Genomic DNA, 16,813 nt, shown 5'->3' with positions numbered 1-16,813 from the left:
TCGGGAATCGTAGAAGCAAAAAGCGGTCAAGGCCGCCGAACTCAAAAAGCATCCTCGCTCGGCCCGACGATTCCCGGCTCCGGTTCCCGTCGATCAATCGAGCTGTGCGAGCACGGCTTCAGCCGCACGACGGAACCGGCCCTGCCAGATCGCGGAATCGGCGGCAGGCAGCGGGCCGAAGGCGATCCAGCGCGCAAGCAGCGCCGTGAATTCGTCGCGCGCGCTGCGCGCACCGCCGCCGCTCATGTGCTGCGAGAGGCGGGCGATCTGCAGGTCCATGCGTCGCGCCTTGTCCTCGGCCGGCGTTTCCACGGTGCCGAGGAATTCGAGCGCGACCAAGAGGTCGCGGCGCGCATCGAGCGCTTCGGCGCTCGTGTCCGCTGCTGCGGTCGCCACGTGATCGAAACGCTGCTGCAGCGCGGCGTCGAGGCTGCCGGCCGAGTCGCTCGCTGCCCATTCGCCGCGGACCTGCTCGGCATCGCGCTGGCCGAGTTCGACCGCTTCGCAGAGGCCGAGGCGCACGAGTGCGGCGTCGAACGCCGCATTGCGACGGCGGCGCTGCGCCCGCTCACGCTGTGCGTCGATCGCGTCGAGCTGCTGCTGCCAGCGGCGCTGCACTTCGCGGTCGCGCAGGTCGAGCGCGCTCCAGCGCTGTTCGAGTTCGCGTCGCGCGGCCGGCTGGCCGTCGGTCGCCGATTCGGCGAGTTGCGTCAGTTCGTCGATCAGTGCCTCGCCCTGCGCCCGCGCGGCCGCATCGGCGTCGTCGCGCTCGCGCCGCGCCGTGTCGAGGCGCGCAAAGATGGCATCGCAATGGCCGCGAAAAATTTTCCACTGCGCTTCGTCGGTCCGCCGGCGGCCGTTGCCCGCTGCCTTCCAGCGCGCCTGCAGATCGCGGACGTCGCGCGCGGCGGCGGCTGCATCGGCACTCGCGGCAAGCCGTTCGGCCTCGGCGATCAGACGGCGCTTCGCGCCTTCGACCTCGGCGGCCTGCTGGTCGAGGTGCGCATCGATGCGCGCCAGCAGATCCTTCAGGCGCTGCGCGATCGTCTTGCGTGCGCGCGGATCGATGCCGTCGAGTGCGCGCAGCGCGTCGGCTATCGTGCGGCGCTGCTTGTTCAGCGCGGCCGGCGCGGCTGCGGCGAGGTCCTCGGCTTCCGCCGCGACGACGAGCGCCTCGATGGTTTCCTGATTCGATTTGCGCAGTTCGTCGCGCTTGGCGAAGTAGCCCTGCGCCGGCTTGAGCGCCTGGCTGCAGAGTGCCTGGAAGCGGCGGCCGAGCCCGAGGCTGCCGCGCGCGTCGGCGTCGCCGTCGAGCGCGTCGAGCTGCTGCCACTCGGCACGCGCTTCGCGCACGCGCGTCGCGACGGCGTCGGGATGCAGGCCGAGTCCGGGCAGCGCCTCGATCGCCTCGCAGAGCTGCTTGCGACGTTCGTTGCCCGACCAGCGCTGCCAGCGCTTGAGTTCGGCCAGGCGCGCCTCGGCGTTGAGCAGACGCTTGTCGTGGCGCGCGAGCGCCGGCAGGCCTTCGAGCAGGTTGGCGATGCGCGCGTGCGTCTGCAGCGCGTGGGCGAGGTCGCCGGCTTCGAGCTGGCTTTCGAGTTCGATCACGAGATTGTCGAGATCGCGGCGCAGCGCCTGATGCTGTTCGCGCTGCTTCTCCTTGTCGGCCTGAGCGCGCTCGATCGCGGCGTCGAAGCGCGCCTGCGCGGCGAGCGCCTCGAGCGTCGCCTCGCGGCGCGTCTCGGCTTCCTGCGCCTGTGCCACGGCATTCTCGGCGGCTTCGCGCGTGCGCACGGCGTGCTGCGCGAGGCGCTGCGTCAGCTGCACGAGCAGCACTTCGACGCGCTCGCGTTCGGGCAGTTCGTGGCGGCTCTGGGCGATGGCTTCGGCGGCGTCGCGCGCGAGCGCTTCGAGCGATCCGGTATCGGGCTGCGCGGTCGCGAGCGCTTCGTCGAGGCGCGTGCGCAGCGCGCGCAGTCTGCCGCGCTCCGCTGCGGCTTCCTCGGTGTCCGAACGCAGGAAGCTGCGCGTCGATTCGAAGCGTTCTGCGAACTGGCGCGGCGCCTTGCCGGCGAGCACGGTCCAGGCCTCGTCGATCGCCGCGAGTTCGCCGGCGCGTTCGCTGCGCGGGCGCGACAGCAGCGCGTCGATGCGTTCGCAGAGCTGGCGCGCGCGCTGCTCGATCGCACCGGCATCGCCCGCGGCGATGCGCGCGGCCTCGGCGCGGTCGCGCGCGAGGCGGCTGACGACCTTGTCGGTCTTGCGCGTGCGTTCGGCCACGCGCGCGAGCGCGTCGATGTCGCTGATGCGCGACAACGCGACGAGGCGCAGCTTCGGGTCGGCGTCGTTGGCGGCGACGTCGGCGAGCAGGCTCGGTCGCGTCGCACGTTCGAGCGCGGCGCTGCGCAGCGCAGGATCGCTGCCCTGGGTCGCGACACGTTCGATCTCCTCGCCCGACAGCGTGTCGAGTTCGGCGATGCGCCGCTCCAGCGGCGGCAGGCCGGCGCTGCTGCCCGTCAGCATCGCGACATACGCGGCACGCGCGGTATCGCGCACGCTGCTGTCGGGATCGGCCGTTGAGCGTTCGCGCCAGGCTTCGTAGTGGTTTAGCCGTCGCAGCGCGGCGAGGCGCACGCCGGCATCGGCGTCATTGCGCGCGATCGTCGGCAACGCAGCGACGAGTTCGGCGTCGTTGAGTTCGGCGACGGCGCCGCGTCGCGTCGCGACGTCTTTGCTTTGCCAGCGGGGTTTGAACAGGAAACGGGCGAGTTTCATTACGCTGCAGACCTCGCAAGTCGCGTCGCGACTGCCGATGTAAGGGCGCCGGAGCAGGGCTCCGGCGCATCAGTGGATGCCGTCGCCGGACGGCGACCGGTGCGCGGACTGCCGCACGCGGCCGTCGTGCCGCGAATGCCGCGGCCGGGTTCGCGTGCCGTGTGGCCGCGCATCAGGCCAGGCTCTTGAGAATACGGAAACCCGCGAGCCAGACGCCGATCATGCCGCCGAGATTCGTCAGCAGGAAAACCAGCAAGGTGCGGGAAATGCGATTTTTCCACCAGCCCGTCCAGACGCTGACGTCGTGGCGCAGGCTGTCGAAATCGGCGACGCGCGGTTTGCGCAGCCAGATCTCGATGCCCGCGCTCGCGACCCCGGGCGGAATGCCGGGACGGAACGGTTTCAGCGGCGCGACCACGGCGGCGGCGAGCACCGACAAGGGATGGCCGCCGCCGAGCAGCGCGCCGAGTCCGGCCAGGCCGCCCGTGAACAGGATCCAGTCGCGCAGTGCGTCGGTGCCGAGGCTCGCATCGCGCTTGAACAGCAGCACGACCGCGATCGCGATCGCGACGAACAGGCCGAGCGCGAGCCATTTCGGCCAGCGCGCACCGGGCGGTACCGCATCCAGCGTCGCGCGCAGCGGCACCGGCGGCGCCTTCTGTTCGCGCAGCTCGCGTTCGAGCCCGGCGAGATGACCCGCGCCGACGACGGCCAGCACGCGGCGCGCCGGCGTCTTGATCTGCTCTTCGCGCAGGCGCGCAGCCATGTAGCTGTCGCGTTCCGCGATGAGGCTGCGATACAGCGGCTCGGATTCCCGCGCGAACTCGGAGAACGCGCTTTCGAGCATGTCGCCGCGCTTGAGCTTCTCGATGTCCTGTTCGCCGATCTCGTCGCTCGACAGCACGCTCGCGCCGAGGCCGCTGAGGATGCCCATGCGGTCCCAGAAACCGACGCTGCGGTAGGCGCGCTTGAGCGTGACGCCGATGTCGCGGTCGATCAGCCAGACCGGAATCGAGCGCGCCTCGGCCGCTTCGAACGCGGCCTTGAGTTCGGCTCCGGCCTCGATGCCGTACTGCTCGGCGAGGCGGCGCTGGAAGGCCGACAGCGCGAGGTTCGCGGCGACGAGGCCGGCCTTGCCCTGGCGGATGACCTGGAACAGATCCATTTTGCGCAGGAGTTCCGGATCGCGCATCGAGGCATGGCGGTTCGAATCGAGTTCGACCGCGATCGCGTCGAACGGCTCTCGCTCGATCAGCGCCTGCACGGCGGCCACGCTCGCGCGCGACACGTGGGCGGTGCCGAGCAGCACGAATTCGGTGTCGTTCAGCGTGACGCGGCGTATCGGCTGATCCTGCAACGGATCGGGAGGCCCGAAATCTTCCGGGCGGGGGTCTTCGGTCGTCATGTAGTTCTGATCAGTCCCGGAAGCGGCGCAGCAGGTCGTCGTAGGCGTCGATGCGCCGGTCGCGCAGGAACGGCCAGATGCGCCGCACGTTCTCGCTGCGTGCGAGATCGATGTCGGCGATCAGGAGTTCGCGCGCGTCCGTGCCCGCCTGGGCGAGGAATTCTCCCTGCGGTCCGGCGACGAAGCTCGTGCCCCAGAACTGCAGGCCGCGGCCGCCTTCGGGCGCCCCTTCGAAGCCGGTGCGGTTGCAGGCGAGCAACGGCAGGCCGTTGGCGACCGCATGGCCGCGCTGCACCGTGATCCAGGCATCGCGCTGGCGCTGCTTCTCGGCATCCTCGTCCTGCGGGTCCCAGCCGATCGCGGTCGGATAGAGCAGCAGTTCCGCGCCGGCCAGCGCCATGAGCCGCGCCGCTTCCGGATACCACTGGTCCCAGCAGACCAGTACGCCGAGCTTGCCGACCGACGTACCGATCGGGTCGAAGCCGAGGTCGCCCGGCGTGAAATAGAATTTTTCGTAGAACGCCGGATCGTCCGGAATGTGCATCTTGCGATAGCGCCCGGCGATCGCGCGCGCGCGGTCGAAGACGACGGCGGTGTTGTGATAGAGCCCCGCGGCACGGCGCTCGAACAGCGACGCGACGACGACGAGCTTCAGCTCCTCGGCCAGCGCGCCGATGCGCTCGGTGCTCGGGCCGGGAATGGTTTCGGCGCGATCGAATTCGCCGACGTGCTCGTGCTGGCAGAAATACGGACCGTTGTGCAGTTCCTGCAGCAGCACGAGTTCCGCGCCGGCCGCGGCGGCTTCGCGCAGCCCGGCCTCGATCGCGTCGAGATTGGCCGCCACGCTGCCGCGATCGGTTTCCTGCAGCAGCGCAACGCGCAGGGTCGGCGATTTCATGCGAGTACTCCTTTCGGCAGCTGCATCGTCACGCAGTGGAGGCTTCCGTTCTGCCAGATAAGGGGGCGGCAGGGAATCTGCACAATGGTGCGTCCCGGATGCGCCGCGGCGATGACACGCGCGGCCTCGTCGTCGGCTTCGTCGCCATAGGCCGGAATCAGCACGCCGCCATTGACGATCAGATAGTTCGCGTATGACGCGGCGAGGCGGCGTTCACCGTCGCGGATCGGCCGCGCCCAGGGCAGGGCGTGCAGCCGGTAGGGGTCGCCCTCGACGGTGCGCAGCGCCGCGAGTTCCTCGGCCATCGCGTTGAGTTCGGCGTAGTGCACGTCGTCCGGGTCGTCGCAGTCCTGGTAGACGATGGCGTTGCCTGGCGCGAAACGCGCGAGCGTGTCGATGTGCGCGTCGGTGTCGTCGCCTTCGAGATAGCCGCGGTCGAGCCAGAGGATGCGCTGCGCTTCGAGGCTGTTGCGCAGCACGTCGTCGATCTGCGCGCGGCTGAGTTCGGGATGCCGCTGGTTCAGGCATTTCCACGTGGTCAGGATCGTGCCGGCGCCGTCGGACTCGATGCCGCCGCCCTCGAGCGCCCAGTCGATGCGCCGGTGCGCGGCCGGTACGAACACGTCGCGTGCGATGAGGCCGCGCACGAGTTCGTCGTCCCGGCTCGCCTCGAACTTGCCGCCCCAGCCCGTGAAGCGGAAATCCGTCAGCTGGAAATGCTTGCCGTCGGCCAGCGTGATCGGGCCGGAATCGCGCAGCCAGGTGTCATCGTAGGCGATCTCGACGAAGCGCAGCCGGGCGGCGTCGGCGCCGGCGTCTCGCAGCAGAGCCCCGGCGCGCTCGCGGATGGCGGAATCGGCGACGCAGATCACGGCGTCTTCGAAACGCGTGATCGCGCTGATCAGTGCGGCGTAAGTGGTTTCGACGTCGGCCAGGCGCTCGGCCCAGTCGGTGTCGTCGTGAGGCCAGGCCAGCAGTACGGCGGACTGCGCTTCCCATTCGGCGGGCAGGCGCAATGCGGATGTGGACGTCACCAAGGCATTCCTTTCAAAGCAGGACATGCGCAGTGCGGCCGAACGGAACGCTCAGCCGCGTCGCGGAATCGCGCAGCATAGCGGAGCGAAGAGCCCTGACCAAGCCCTTGTGCGACAAGGGCTTGCGGGGTGCCGGCAGCGGCGCGCGCGCGGCGCGCCGGCGGCAGGTTTCAGCGATTCTTCTTGACGCCGATCTCGGTCGAGTCGGCACGCTTGACGACCGCGTCGATGACATGCGTGCGTTCGAAATAGACGATGAAGTTGTCGTATTCCCAGCGATTGATGACCGGATGCTGCGGCTTGTTGCCGCCGCGCGGATCGAGCTTGGCGCGCGGTGCGCCGTAGCGGCTCTCGACCTGGGCCATCGACATGCCGCGTGACGGCAGTGCCATCGCGGTTTCTTTCTGCGTGCGTTCCATCAGCAGGGTGTCGGCACCGGCACTGCTGGCGATGACGGCCAGACCCAGGGCGGCGAGCAGCGGGGAAAGGCGGAAAGTCATGACGGTTCTCCTCGGTCTTTCAGGGACCAGATGCGGCAATCCGCGTTGTAACAGAAGGTTGCGCGAACTTCCATGAACCAGCCTGCGCTTGGTTCAGGCCGCTGCCGGGTCAACCGATCGTGGCAAGCCGCGTTGGTCGTCGGCACCGGGTGCGAGGCGCGCCGCGCCCGGATGTCGATCCGGCGCTGCGGCCCGCGGGGAAGCGCTCTCACGCCTGCGGCGTTCCGGATCAGGGAGGGAAGCCGACCGCGGCTGCGGCGGCATTTCTTGCTGTCCACTCAAACGGAGAGTCGCCATGCAGGCACAGCTCGCCCGACGCTCGTTGCTGACCGCGCTGTTCGCGGCCGCGCCGGTGCATTCCAAAACCCTGCCGCAACCCGATGCGGCCGTACATCTGCTCCAGCGCACGAGTTTCGGCCTCACCGAAGAATCGCTCGCGCGCGTTCGCACGATCGGCGTCAACGCGTTCATCGACGAACAGCTCGATCCCATGCAGCTCGACGACAGTGCGCTCGATCGTGTACTGGCCGGCCTCACGACGCTGACGATGACCAATGCGCAGATCATGCGCGACTACGCCGGCGGCGATAACCAGACGCGGCGTATTCCGCAGGTCGAACTGCGCAACGCGACCGTGCTGCGGCAGATCTACAGCCGGCGCCAGTTGTACGAAGTGATGGTCGAGTTCTGGTCGAACCACTTCAACGTCACGCACAGCGAAGCGCGCGCGCGTTTCTACAAGACCAGCGACGATCGCGACGTCATCCGCGCGCATGCGCTGGGCCGTTTCGCCGATCTGCTGCACGCGACCGCACGCAGTCCCGCGATGCTGGGCTACCTCGACAACGCGACGAACGTCGTCGACGGCCCGAACGAGAACTACGCGCGCGAGCTCATGGAGCTGCATACACTGGGCGTCGACGGCGGCTATACCGAAACCGACGTCAAGGAAGTCGCCCGCTGCTTTACCGGCTGGGGTATACGAAATCACGAATACTATTTTTATCCGGGCCGCCACGACTATGGCGCCAAGCAGGTGCTCGGCCATTCTCTTCCGGCCAATCGCGGCGAGGAAGACGGCCTCGCAGTACTCGATCTGCTCGCGACGCATCCGTCGACGGCACATTTCATCGCGCGCAAGCTCCTGGTCCGCTTCGTCGAAGACGCGCCGGCTGCATCCCTCGTCGAGACCGTCGCCACGGTGTTCCGCAACAGCGGCGGCGACATCCGCGTCACCGTCGCGGCGGTGCTGAGATCGGCCGAGTTCCGCGCGAGCGCCGACCGGAAGTTCAAGCGGCCTGCGGAATATGTCGAATCAAGTCTGCGCGCGAGCGCCGCGCGCATCGACGGCGAAGGCGGTCTGCGTCCCGTCACGACGGCGCTGACCGAGCAGGGCCACGCGCCGCTGGACTGGCCCGCGCCGAACGGCTATCCCGACGCGCAGGGCTACTGGCTCAACACGGCGGCGCTGCTGGCGCGTTGGAATTTCGTGCTTGCGCTGATGCAGCGCGGTCCGAACGCGCCGTTGTACGTCGATGCGTCCGCGCTGCGCGGCAATGCGAATACGCCGACCGCGCTCGTCGACAAGCTCGCACAGCGGCTGCTGCATCGGCCGCTCGCCGCGGACGCGCGCAGCCTGCTCATCGACTACGCCGCTGCCGGCGGCGATCCCTCCGCACCGCTGCCGTCGAGCCGGCTCGACGACACGACCCGCGAACTCGGCGCGCTGCTGCTCGCGTCGCCGTATTCGCAGTACCGCTGAGGAGATCGCCATGCCCATCAATCAATCCCGCCGCCATTTCCTCAAGGCCGCCGGCGTCGCCGGCACCTTGCCGCTGCTGTCGTCGAGGCTCGTGTTCGCACAAACCGGGGCACGGCCTTACGACGTCCTGGTCGTGCTGTTCCAGCGCGGCGGCATGGACGGTCTCAACGTCGTCGTGCCCTGCGGCGACAGCGCCTACTACGACCGGCGACGCACCGTCTCGATCTCGGAAGCCGATGCGCTAGACCTGCCGGGGCAGACGCGTTTCGGCCTGCATCCGTCGATGCAGCCGCTGCTGCCGCTCTATCAGGCCGGCGAACTCGCGCTGGTGCACGCGGTCGGCGCGCCGACCAACAATCGCTCGCATTTTTCGTGTCAGAACCTGATCGAGCGTGCCGTTTTCGACGGCTCCGGTCTCTCGAGCGGATGGCTCAATCGCCATCTGGTGTCCCGCGGACCTGCCGCCGACTTTCAGGGCGTGGGTTTCGGCACGGCGGTGCAGCGCTCGCTTTCGGGGCCGGCGCCCGTGCTCGGCATGGGGCCGTTCGACGAGTTCGCGCTGCATACGGACTCGCCGCGCATCGACGAACTCGGGGAAACTTTGCGATTGCTGCATCCCGGCTCGACCGGCCTCGACGCCGTGGCGCAGACCGCGTTCAGCGCGATGACGGATCTGCGCAATGCCGACCCCGGGCAATACCCGCCGGCCAACGGCGCGAACTATCCGGCGACGCCGTTCGGCAACGAGCTGCTGCAGGTCGCGCAGCTGATCAAATCCAATATGGGTCTCGAGGTCGCGACCGTGGACATCGGCGGCTGGGACCACCACGACGACGAGCTCAATCGCCTCACGCCGCTGCTGTCGGAATTCGCGCAGGGGATTGCCGCCTTCCGAGCCGATCTCGGCAGCGCGATGAACCGCGTCGTGCTGATCAGCATGAGCGAGTTCGGCCGCCGCGTCGTGCCGAACGCGTCGGGCGGCACCGATCACGGCTCGGCGAACTGCCTGTTCGCGCTCGGCGGCGGCGTGCTCGGCGGCAACGTCTATGCGGACTGGCCCGGCCTCGACGAAGCCGACCTCGCCGACGGCGATCTCGCGATCACGACCGACTACCGTGTCGTGCTGCGCGAACTGCTGCGCAAGCGCCGCGGCGAGACCGCGCTCGCCGACGTGTTCCCGGGATACACCGATCCGCGCGAGCTCGGCATGTTCCGGGCGTAGCGGGGCGGTACGAAAGGGAAGTCTGTAGCGTGGGTGACCGCCTCGACGTCGAGATTCGCCTGCGGCTCACTGCCAACCTACGCATGACATCGGCAGGTTGGCAGTGAGCCCAAGGGGCGAACCCCAACGTCGAGGTGATTCCGCCGCAAGAACGCATGCCGGAGGAAAAGTCGGCCGGAGCCGTTTCGACTGTCGCCCGGTGTGCGTCAGAAGAGCGCAAGGGCAACGCCACAAAAGCAAAGGGCCACATGAGCGGCTTCAATCCTCGGAAAAGCAAAGGGCCGCACGAGCGGCCCTTTTTGCATTCGGCTTGCGCCGCGATCTCAGCGCTGACGCGCCTTGAAGCGCGGGTTGCTCTTGCAGATCACGAACACCTTGCCGCGGCGGCGCACGACCTTGCAGTCGCGGTGACGCTGCTTCGCGGACTTCAGCGAATTCAGTACTTTCATGGGAGAGCTCCTCGAAACAGCTTGCACAAAGACGCGCGAGAATAGCAGCGCCGCGGCCGGTTTGCCAAGAGGCGGCGAGGGTGGCGGACGTGCGGCGCGCATGGTAGCCAGTGGAGCAGGTCAGCGACTAGAGGGGAAATAGGCAGGAACCAGAGTGGCGGGCGTTACTCCGCTGGCCTGCCTTCTCCAGTTCCTACCTACCACCATTTTTTACCCGGACGTTATTGCAATCCAATTATCGCCCGGGTAAATTCAAGCTCCCGAACCGGAGCCCACCATGCACCCGCTCAGTCCTATCTATTGCATCGTGTTTCACCAGTCCCGCCGCATTGCCGCGGGTCCCGTCGCCGAAGCCGCGCGCGACGCACGCGAACAGCTCGGCGAGCACGCCGCGGAAGCGCAGGTCTTCGACGCCGAAAGCAGCAAGCCCATCGACATCGACTGGCGCGGTACGGCCGAGGAAGTCGCTGCGCGACTACGCATCGCGCCGGCCGAGCCGGTGCCCGCCGGGCGCGGACGGCCGAAGCTCGGCGTCGTCGCGCGCGAGGTCACACTGCTGCCGCGTCACTGGGAGTGGCTGGGCGAGCAGCGCGGCGGCGCGTCTGTCACGCTGCGCCGGCTCGTCGAACAGGCGCGGCAGGCCGATACCGGCACGACCCGGCGGCGCGCGCAGGAATCCGCGCACCGGTTCATGACCGCGATGGCCGGCAACGCCGAAGGTTTCGAGGAAGCGCTGCGCGCCCTGTTCGCGGGCGATGCGCTGCGTTTCGCCGAGCACACCGCGAGCTGGCCGGTCGACGTGCGCGAACACGCGCGCGTGCTCGCGATGCCGGCGTTGAGCGCGGCGGTTGAGCGATGACGCTTGCCGTGCCGACACCCCTCCTCACCCAATCCTGCCCGTGAAGAGGAGGGAGAGATAGATCAGCGCCGATAGGCCTGAGCCAGCGTATTCAGGTGCAGGCGTTCGGCGTCGCGCAGGAACGGCGCGATCAGCAGCATGACCTGATAGATGCCCTGGTTAAGGTCTTCCTGGTTCGGGTCGACGCGCGAATTGCGCACGGCGTTGAAGTTCAGCCAGAACGTCGTCAGCAGCAGCACGTTCTCGGCGCTCGCGCGGATCTCGTCGGCGGTCGCGCGCATGATCTCGGCCTGGGCGAGACCCTTGAGCACTTCCGACGCGCTGTTCGCGGCGCGATTGAGCATGCGGCCGAAATGCAGCTTCAGCTTGCGGTTGCGCGACAGGATGTCGACGAGGTCGCGATACAGAAACCGGTAGTCCCACATGCACTCGAAGACCCGATGCAACTGCATCCAGATGTCCTCGAGATTCGGCAGGCGTTCCTGCGGCACGCGCAGTGCTTCGTCCATGCGCGTTTCGTACGCGGCGAACAGCTGCTCGACGATGTCATCCTTGTTGCGGAAGTGATAGTAGAGATTGCCCGGGCTGATCTCGAGCTCGTCGGCAATGTGGTTCGTCGTTACGTTGGGCTCGCCCTGGGAGTTGAACATCACCAGGGCGATCTCGAGGATGCGCTCGCGCGTACGACGGGCCATCAACGATCTCCGCGCAGTTCGCGCAACGCAGGACTAGGCATTCAACCGCCGAGCTTCTTCACGAGGTCGACGTACTTCTGCATCGCCTCTTCGTTCTTCGTGCCCTTGAGCTTGGCCCAGGCTTCGTACTTGGCGGTGCCGACGAAATCGAAGAAGCCGGGCTTGGGGCCGGACACGTCGCCGACCGAGCCTTGCTTGTACAACGCATAGAGTTTCAGCAGCGTGTCGTTGTCGGGGCGCTCCGGAAGGTTCATCGCCTTCTTCGCCGCTTCCTCGAATTTGCTCGTCAGGTCGGACATGGTTCGCTCTCGGGGTGATCGGTTTTCCGCATCTGCGCGTGCGGTGAATGCGAGCTTGTATCACGCGTTCCCGGGACGGTCAACGCGATGCGGGACGTGCTCAATCATGCGTTTGAAACCCGCTTGGAAAGCGCCCCGCAGCGGGACTATCTTATGGCCCGGAAGGAGAGCAACGAGGCAGAGCAGTGCGCATCGAAGGCCGGCATGCGTGCCGGTTTCCGCAGCGCGTCCGCTCATCATCGCGGGGCGACATGCCCGATCAGACGCGCCGCGCAGCCGGCGCGACATCGCAAGGGGAAACGAATGACCTATTTCGTCACCGGTGCCACCGGCTTCATCGGTCGTCATCTCGTCGCCAATCTGCTCGAGCGCAAGGGCACGATCTACTGCCTCGTGCGCAAAGGCTCCGCCGACAAGTTCGAGCAGCTCAGGGAAAGCCTCGGCGCGGACGAGAAGCGTCTGGTCGCGGTGACCGGCGACCTGTCCAAGCCGCGGCTCGGCGTGACGCCGGCGCTGCTGAAGACGCTGACCGGCAAGGTCCAGCATTTTTTCCATCTTGCGGCTTTGTACGATCTGGCGGCCGACGCCGAAAGCCAGCACGTCGCGAACATGGACGGCACGCGTCATGCGATGGAGCTTGCCGACGCGGTCAAGGCCGGCTGCTTCCATCACACGAGTTCCATTGCAGCGGCAGGTCTGTATCCCGGCGTGTTCCGCGAGGACATGTTCGACGAGGCCGAGGATCTCGATAACCCGTACTTCCGCACCAAGCACGATTCCGAAGGCCTCGTGCGCAAGGAATACCGGCGCCCGTGGCGCATCTATCGTCCCGGCATCGTCATCGGCAATTCGTCCAACGGCGAGATGGACAAGATCGACGGGCCCTACTATTTCTTCCGTCTCATCAAGAAGCTCCGTCAGACGCTGCCGCCGTGGGTGCCGACCGTCGGCCTGGAGGGCGGACGCCTGAACCTCGTGCCGGTGGACTGGGTCGCGAGCGCAATGGACCACATCGCGCACAAGGCCGGCCTCGACGGGCATTGCTTCCACCTGACCGATCCGGCGCCGCGGCGCATCGGCGAGGTGCTGAACATCTTCGCGCGCGCCGGTCATGCGCCGCAGATGACGATGCGCCTCGACGCCCGCATGTTCGCCTTCATTCCGCAGGGCATCCGCGCGGCGCTCGGCAGCCTGCCGCCGATCAAGCGCTTCACCAACGTGATCCTGCGCGACTTCGGCATCCCGCGCGAAGTCATGAAGTTCATCAACTATCCGACGCGCTTTGACTGCCGGGAGACCGAGCGTGCGCTGAAGGGCTCGAAGATCAAGCTGCCCAAGCTCGAGGACTACGCCTGGCGCATCTGGGACTACTGGGAGCGTCATCTCGACCCGGATCTGTTCGTCGATCACTCGCTGAGCGGCAAGGTCAAGAACCGCGTCGTCGTCGTGACCGGCGGTTCCTCGGGTATCGGCAAGGCGGTCGCGCTGAAGATCGCCGCGGCCGGCGCCAAGGTCGTCATCTGCGCGCGCGGCGAGGAAGAGCTCGCCGCGGCGAAGAAGGAAATCGAAGCGGCCGGCGGTACCTGCTCCACCTACGTCGTCGATCTCTCCGACCTGGCGAGCTGCGACGCGTTCGTGAAGCAGGTCGTGGCCGACCACGGCGGCGTCGACGTGCTCGTCAACAACGCGGGCCGCTCGATCCGCCGCTCGATCGCGCTGAGCTTCGACCGCTTCCACGATTTCGAGCGCACGATGCAGCTCAACTACTTCGGCGCGCTGCGGCTGATCATGGGCTTCCTGCCGTCGATGACGGAACGGCGGCGCGGGCACATCATCAACATCTCCTCGATCGGCGTGCTGACGAACGCACCGCGCTTTTCCGCCTATGTCGCGTCGAAGGCGGCGCTCGACGCGTTCTCGCGCTGCGCACAGGCCGAATACTCCGACCTCGGCATCAGCTTCACGACGATCAACATGCCGCTCGTGAAGACGCCGATGATCGCGCCGACGAAGATGTACGACCACGTGCCGACGCTGTCGCCCGACGAGGCTGCCGACCTCGTCGTCGAAGCGATCGTCGAACGACCCGTGCGCATCGCGACGCGGCTCGGCATCTTCGCCTCGATCCTCTACGCGCTCGCGCCGCGCGCGTACGAGATCATCATGAACTCCGCATTCCGCCTGTTCCCGGATTCCGCGGCCGCCAAGGGCATGGCGGGCAGGGCGGAGCTCGAACAGCCGACGAACGAGCAGATCGCCGTGGCCGCACTGATGCGTGGAGTACATTGGTAAATTGTCGCGGGCCACGCAGTTCGCTGCGTGGCGACTGACGGGCAAGGTTCACCCTGGGCCGGCGCATCGGGCCGTCCGAAGATCGATGGGGCGAAGCGACGAAAGCGCCGAACCCTTCGCCGGTCAAACGGACGCCCGAACGGTGCGGTCGCTGTGCCGTATTGCCGCCCAGGCGAGGAAGGCGACATCGGTCGGTCCGATGGCAACCCCTTGACCGGCTCGGCAGCGAGTTGCGCTGCGACGCGCGGTATACGCTTCGTCATGCGAGGCCAGGTGCAGTCGTGAATCGCGATCCGCGCCTCGGCCGACGAGGTCCGTCCTCGCGGCGGCGGGTGCGCAACCGGACCGCTAAGGCTGGTCGTTCATCGACGGGTGGCCTGTGGCGAAAAATCGTCAGTAAATGGCGAAGAACTGGTCGCGTCGGGCGCCGCTTCGGAGTGAAGCTCCGAGCAGCGCTACCTGCCGATCTACAGCTGGCCGAATGAGAAGCCGGCCCGGCGCGGCAGCCAGCCATGTCGATTGGGAGTTGCAGCCACTAGGATTTTGCGCGCCGAAATTTTGCGTTCCCGCCGTTGTCCGAGAGCTTTTCGACGATCCGGTCGAACATCGATTGCTGCGTCAGCACCGCTTCGAGGCGGTCGAGCGCCGCCGCCGCGTCGCCGGCCGCTGCATTCACGTCGAGCGCGGCAGCGTCCATGGCTTGCCACAGTGGCCTCAGGCGCCGGATCAGCGCCGTCCCGGTTCTGCTCAGCACGAGGTGGCGTTGCCGGGCATCCGACGGGTGGTCTTTTGTCGTGACGATGCCGGCCTCCTCGAGCGACTGCCGCGTCTGGCTCACCGAGGCACGGGTGATGCGCAGCGTGGCCGCCAGTTCGCTGACCGTCATCGGGCCGTTGAGCGCGAGCTGGTTGAGCACGCCGAACCACCGCTGCTCGAACGTGATGCCCAGCGTGGCGTATGCGCGGGTCGCGTCGCGATCGACCGCGTCGGACAGCCTGCGCAAGCGTGCGCCAAGTGCCGCTCCTCCCATGCTCTTCGTGTAGTCCATCGCTTGCAGAAGACCTTTGACCGATCGATTGACAGAATGGTAGGCGCCTAACTAGTCTGCCGCAACCGCTTTGCTGCCACGGCTGTGGCGGCGATCATCAGGGCAAGGGGATTCGAAGTGATGGCGAACCGACGTCGTTTCCTGGGCGCTGCGCTCGCGCTGGCATGTCTGCCGCCGTCGTTGGCGCAAGCGGAGGACGGCAAGCGGGCAACAGCGGTGCCTCCGCAATGGCTCGAACGATGGCTCGCCGCGTTCAACAGCAGGCGCGCCGGCACATATGCCGACTTCGTGCGTGCACATATCCCGACGCTCGTTCCCTACCTCGACGACGACCTCGGTCTTCGCGAGGCCACCGGCGGCTTCACCTTGCTGCGGAGCGAGGAAACCGCGCCGCGCGAAATCACGGCCTGGCTGCGCGACCGCAACTGGGATCGTTTTTCGAAAGCGGTGCTCACGATCGGTGCCGACCGGATCGACGACCTGTCGTTTCTCCCCGCGCCGCCGCCGGCCGGTTTCACGGTGCGTCGCCGCAGCGAACGGGAAGCGCTGGCCGAGCTGCGCGGCAAGCTTCGCGCCGAAGCGGCGGGCGGCCGGTTTTCTGGCGCCGTGCTGGTCGCGAAAGGCGGTACGGTCCTGTTTCGCGAGGCCTATGGCGCGCGCAGCGTCGCCCCGGCCGTCGCCGTCACGGCGCATACCCGTTTCTGCATCGGTTCCATGGGAAAGATGTTCACTGCCGTTTCGGCGCTCCAGCTGATCCAGGACGGCGAGCTGCGCCTGACGGACACCGTCGCGGCGCTGCTGCCCTCGTATCCGGACACGCCGCTCGCGCGGCAGGTGACGGTCGAACACCTGCTGACGCACAGTGGCGGCACCGGCGACTTTTTCGGAGCCGATTACGACGCGCATCAAGCGCAACTGCGCACGCCAGGCGATTTCGTCCGTCGTTTCGGCAAGCGCGACACGCTGTTTCCGCCGGGATCGCGCTGGGGCTACAGCAATTTCGGCTTCATCCTGCTCGGCGCCATCGTCGAGGAGCTCTCCGGCAAGTCATGGGACGCGTACCTCGATGCGCACGTCTTCAAGGTTGCCGGCATGCGATCGACGTCGGCGGTGGCTACCGGGCCGAACACGGCCCAACCGTGTACCGGTGCCGCCGAAACCGGCCTGAAGCCGCTGCCGTACTACGTGGGCCTGCCCGCGGGCGGCGGCTATTCGACGCTCGACGATTTGCAGCGTTTCGCTGTCGCGCTGAGTGAAAGGCGGTTGCTCGACGCCGCGCATCTCGACCTGCTGACGCGGGCGCGTATTGCGGCGGGCAGCGCGCACTGGTCGCTCGGCCTGCGCGTAGGCGCGCGCAACGGGGCGCCATACTACGGACACGGCGGCAGCGCGCCGGGCGTCAACGCGGATTTCGCGATCTATCCCGACTCGGACTATCGGACCGTCGTCCTGTCCAACCGCGGTCATCCGCATGCCGTGAACGTGGCGGACTTCATCGGTGCGCGACTGCCGCTCGGCGGCTGACGAGGTCGGTTTGCTCAGGGCGCGTCGACGACCGGGTGGGTGCGTCAAAGT

At 67.5% G+C, this 16,813-nt stretch carries 14 protein-coding genes; 5 read left to right on the top strand and 9 right to left on the bottom strand.

All coding sequences use genetic code 11. The features are described from left to right. Positions 1-93 precede the first annotated feature (93 nt). The 5 genes from VLF18_RS22855 to VLF18_RS22835 form a co-directional block, all read right to left on the bottom strand. Positions 94-2,775, bottom strand: a complete 2,682-nt coding sequence (locus VLF18_RS22855; RefSeq protein WP_325281939.1) for a DUF349 domain-containing protein — start codon at positions 2,773-2,775, stop codon at positions 94-96. Positions 2,776-2,947: 172 nt separating this feature from the next. Further along, positions 2,948-4,180: a TraB/GumN family protein gene (locus VLF18_RS22850; protein WP_325281938.1), complete on the bottom strand. Its 1,233-nt coding sequence runs from the start codon at positions 4,178-4,180 to the stop codon at positions 2,948-2,950. Positions 4,181-4,190: 10 nt separating this feature from the next. Beyond that, positions 4,191-5,078, bottom strand: a complete 888-nt coding sequence (locus VLF18_RS22845) for a carbon-nitrogen hydrolase (protein WP_325281937.1) — start codon at positions 5,076-5,078, stop codon at positions 4,191-4,193. Beyond that, positions 5,075-6,112 (bottom strand): agmatine deiminase family protein, encoded by a 1,038-nt coding sequence (locus tag VLF18_RS22840; RefSeq protein WP_325281936.1) that lies wholly within the window; start codon positions 6,110-6,112, stop codon positions 5,075-5,077. The genes VLF18_RS22845 and VLF18_RS22840 overlap by 4 nt, the downstream gene beginning before the upstream one ends. Positions 6,113-6,282: 170 nt before the next feature. Further along, positions 6,283-6,612, bottom strand: coding sequence for a hypothetical protein (locus VLF18_RS22835; RefSeq protein WP_325281935.1), 330 nt, complete (start codon positions 6,610-6,612; stop codon positions 6,283-6,285). Positions 6,613-6,907: 295 nt separating this feature from the next. Here VLF18_RS22835 and VLF18_RS22830 point away from each other — a divergent pair, with 295 nt between their 5' ends. Beyond that, on the top strand, positions 6,908-8,374 hold the full coding sequence (locus tag VLF18_RS22830) for a DUF1800 domain-containing protein (protein WP_325281934.1): 1,467 nt from the start codon (positions 6,908-6,910) through the stop codon (positions 8,372-8,374). Between the two features lie 10 nt (positions 8,375-8,384). After that, the gene (locus VLF18_RS22825; RefSeq protein ID WP_325281933.1) at positions 8,385-9,596 is read left to right on the top strand and encodes a DUF1501 domain-containing protein; all 1,212 of its coding nucleotides are present in this window, start codon (positions 8,385-8,387) and stop codon (positions 9,594-9,596) included. 323 nt (positions 9,597-9,919) lie between these two features. Here the strand turns inward: VLF18_RS22825 and ykgO are convergent, their stop codons facing one another. Further along, complete coding sequence (ykgO, locus tag VLF18_RS22820) at positions 9,920-10,045, bottom strand: type B 50S ribosomal protein L36 (protein ID WP_133821755.1); 126 nt, start codon at positions 10,043-10,045, stop codon at positions 9,920-9,922. A gap of 277 nt (positions 10,046-10,322) precedes the next feature. Between ykgO and VLF18_RS22815 the strand changes: the two genes are divergently transcribed. Beyond that, on the top strand, positions 10,323-10,904 hold the full coding sequence (locus VLF18_RS22815; protein ID WP_325281932.1) for a DUF2239 family protein: 582 nt from the start codon (positions 10,323-10,325) through the stop codon (positions 10,902-10,904). A gap of 62 nt (positions 10,905-10,966) precedes the next feature. Here VLF18_RS22815 and VLF18_RS22810 read toward each other — a convergent pair whose 3' ends face one another. Together VLF18_RS22810 and VLF18_RS22805 are read right to left on the bottom strand one after the other, a co-directional pair. After that, positions 10,967-11,599, bottom strand: coding sequence for a TetR/AcrR family transcriptional regulator (locus VLF18_RS22810; RefSeq protein WP_325281931.1), 633 nt, complete (start codon positions 11,597-11,599; stop codon positions 10,967-10,969). 41 nt (positions 11,600-11,640) lie between these two features. Beyond that, positions 11,641-11,898: an acyl-CoA-binding protein gene (locus VLF18_RS22805; protein WP_325281930.1), complete on the bottom strand. Its 258-nt coding sequence runs from the start codon at positions 11,896-11,898 to the stop codon at positions 11,641-11,643. A 303-nt stretch (positions 11,899-12,201) separates the two neighbouring features. Between VLF18_RS22805 and VLF18_RS22800 the strand changes: the two genes are divergently transcribed. Beyond that, complete coding sequence (locus VLF18_RS22800) at positions 12,202-14,190, top strand: SDR family oxidoreductase (RefSeq protein ID WP_325281929.1); 1,989 nt, start codon at positions 12,202-12,204, stop codon at positions 14,188-14,190. Positions 14,191-14,725: 535 nt separating this feature from the next. Here the strand turns inward: VLF18_RS22800 and VLF18_RS22795 are convergent. Then, positions 14,726-15,238: a MarR family winged helix-turn-helix transcriptional regulator gene (locus tag VLF18_RS22795; RefSeq protein WP_325281928.1), complete on the bottom strand. Its 513-nt coding sequence runs from the start codon at positions 15,236-15,238 to the stop codon at positions 14,726-14,728. A 216-nt stretch (positions 15,239-15,454) separates the two neighbouring features. Here VLF18_RS22795 and VLF18_RS22790 point away from each other — a divergent pair, with 216 nt between their 5' ends. Then, positions 15,455-16,762, top strand: a complete 1,308-nt coding sequence (locus tag VLF18_RS22790; protein ID WP_325281927.1) for a serine hydrolase domain-containing protein — start codon at positions 15,455-15,457, stop codon at positions 16,760-16,762. Positions 16,763-16,813 lie beyond the last annotated feature (51 nt).

This window comes from Tahibacter sp. (genome assembly GCF_035481375.1).
Classification (GTDB): domain Bacteria; phylum Pseudomonadota; class Gammaproteobacteria; order Xanthomonadales; family Rhodanobacteraceae; genus Tahibacter.
Note: the sequence above shows the minus strand (reverse complement) of the source record. Positions and strands in the feature narration are given on the sequence as shown.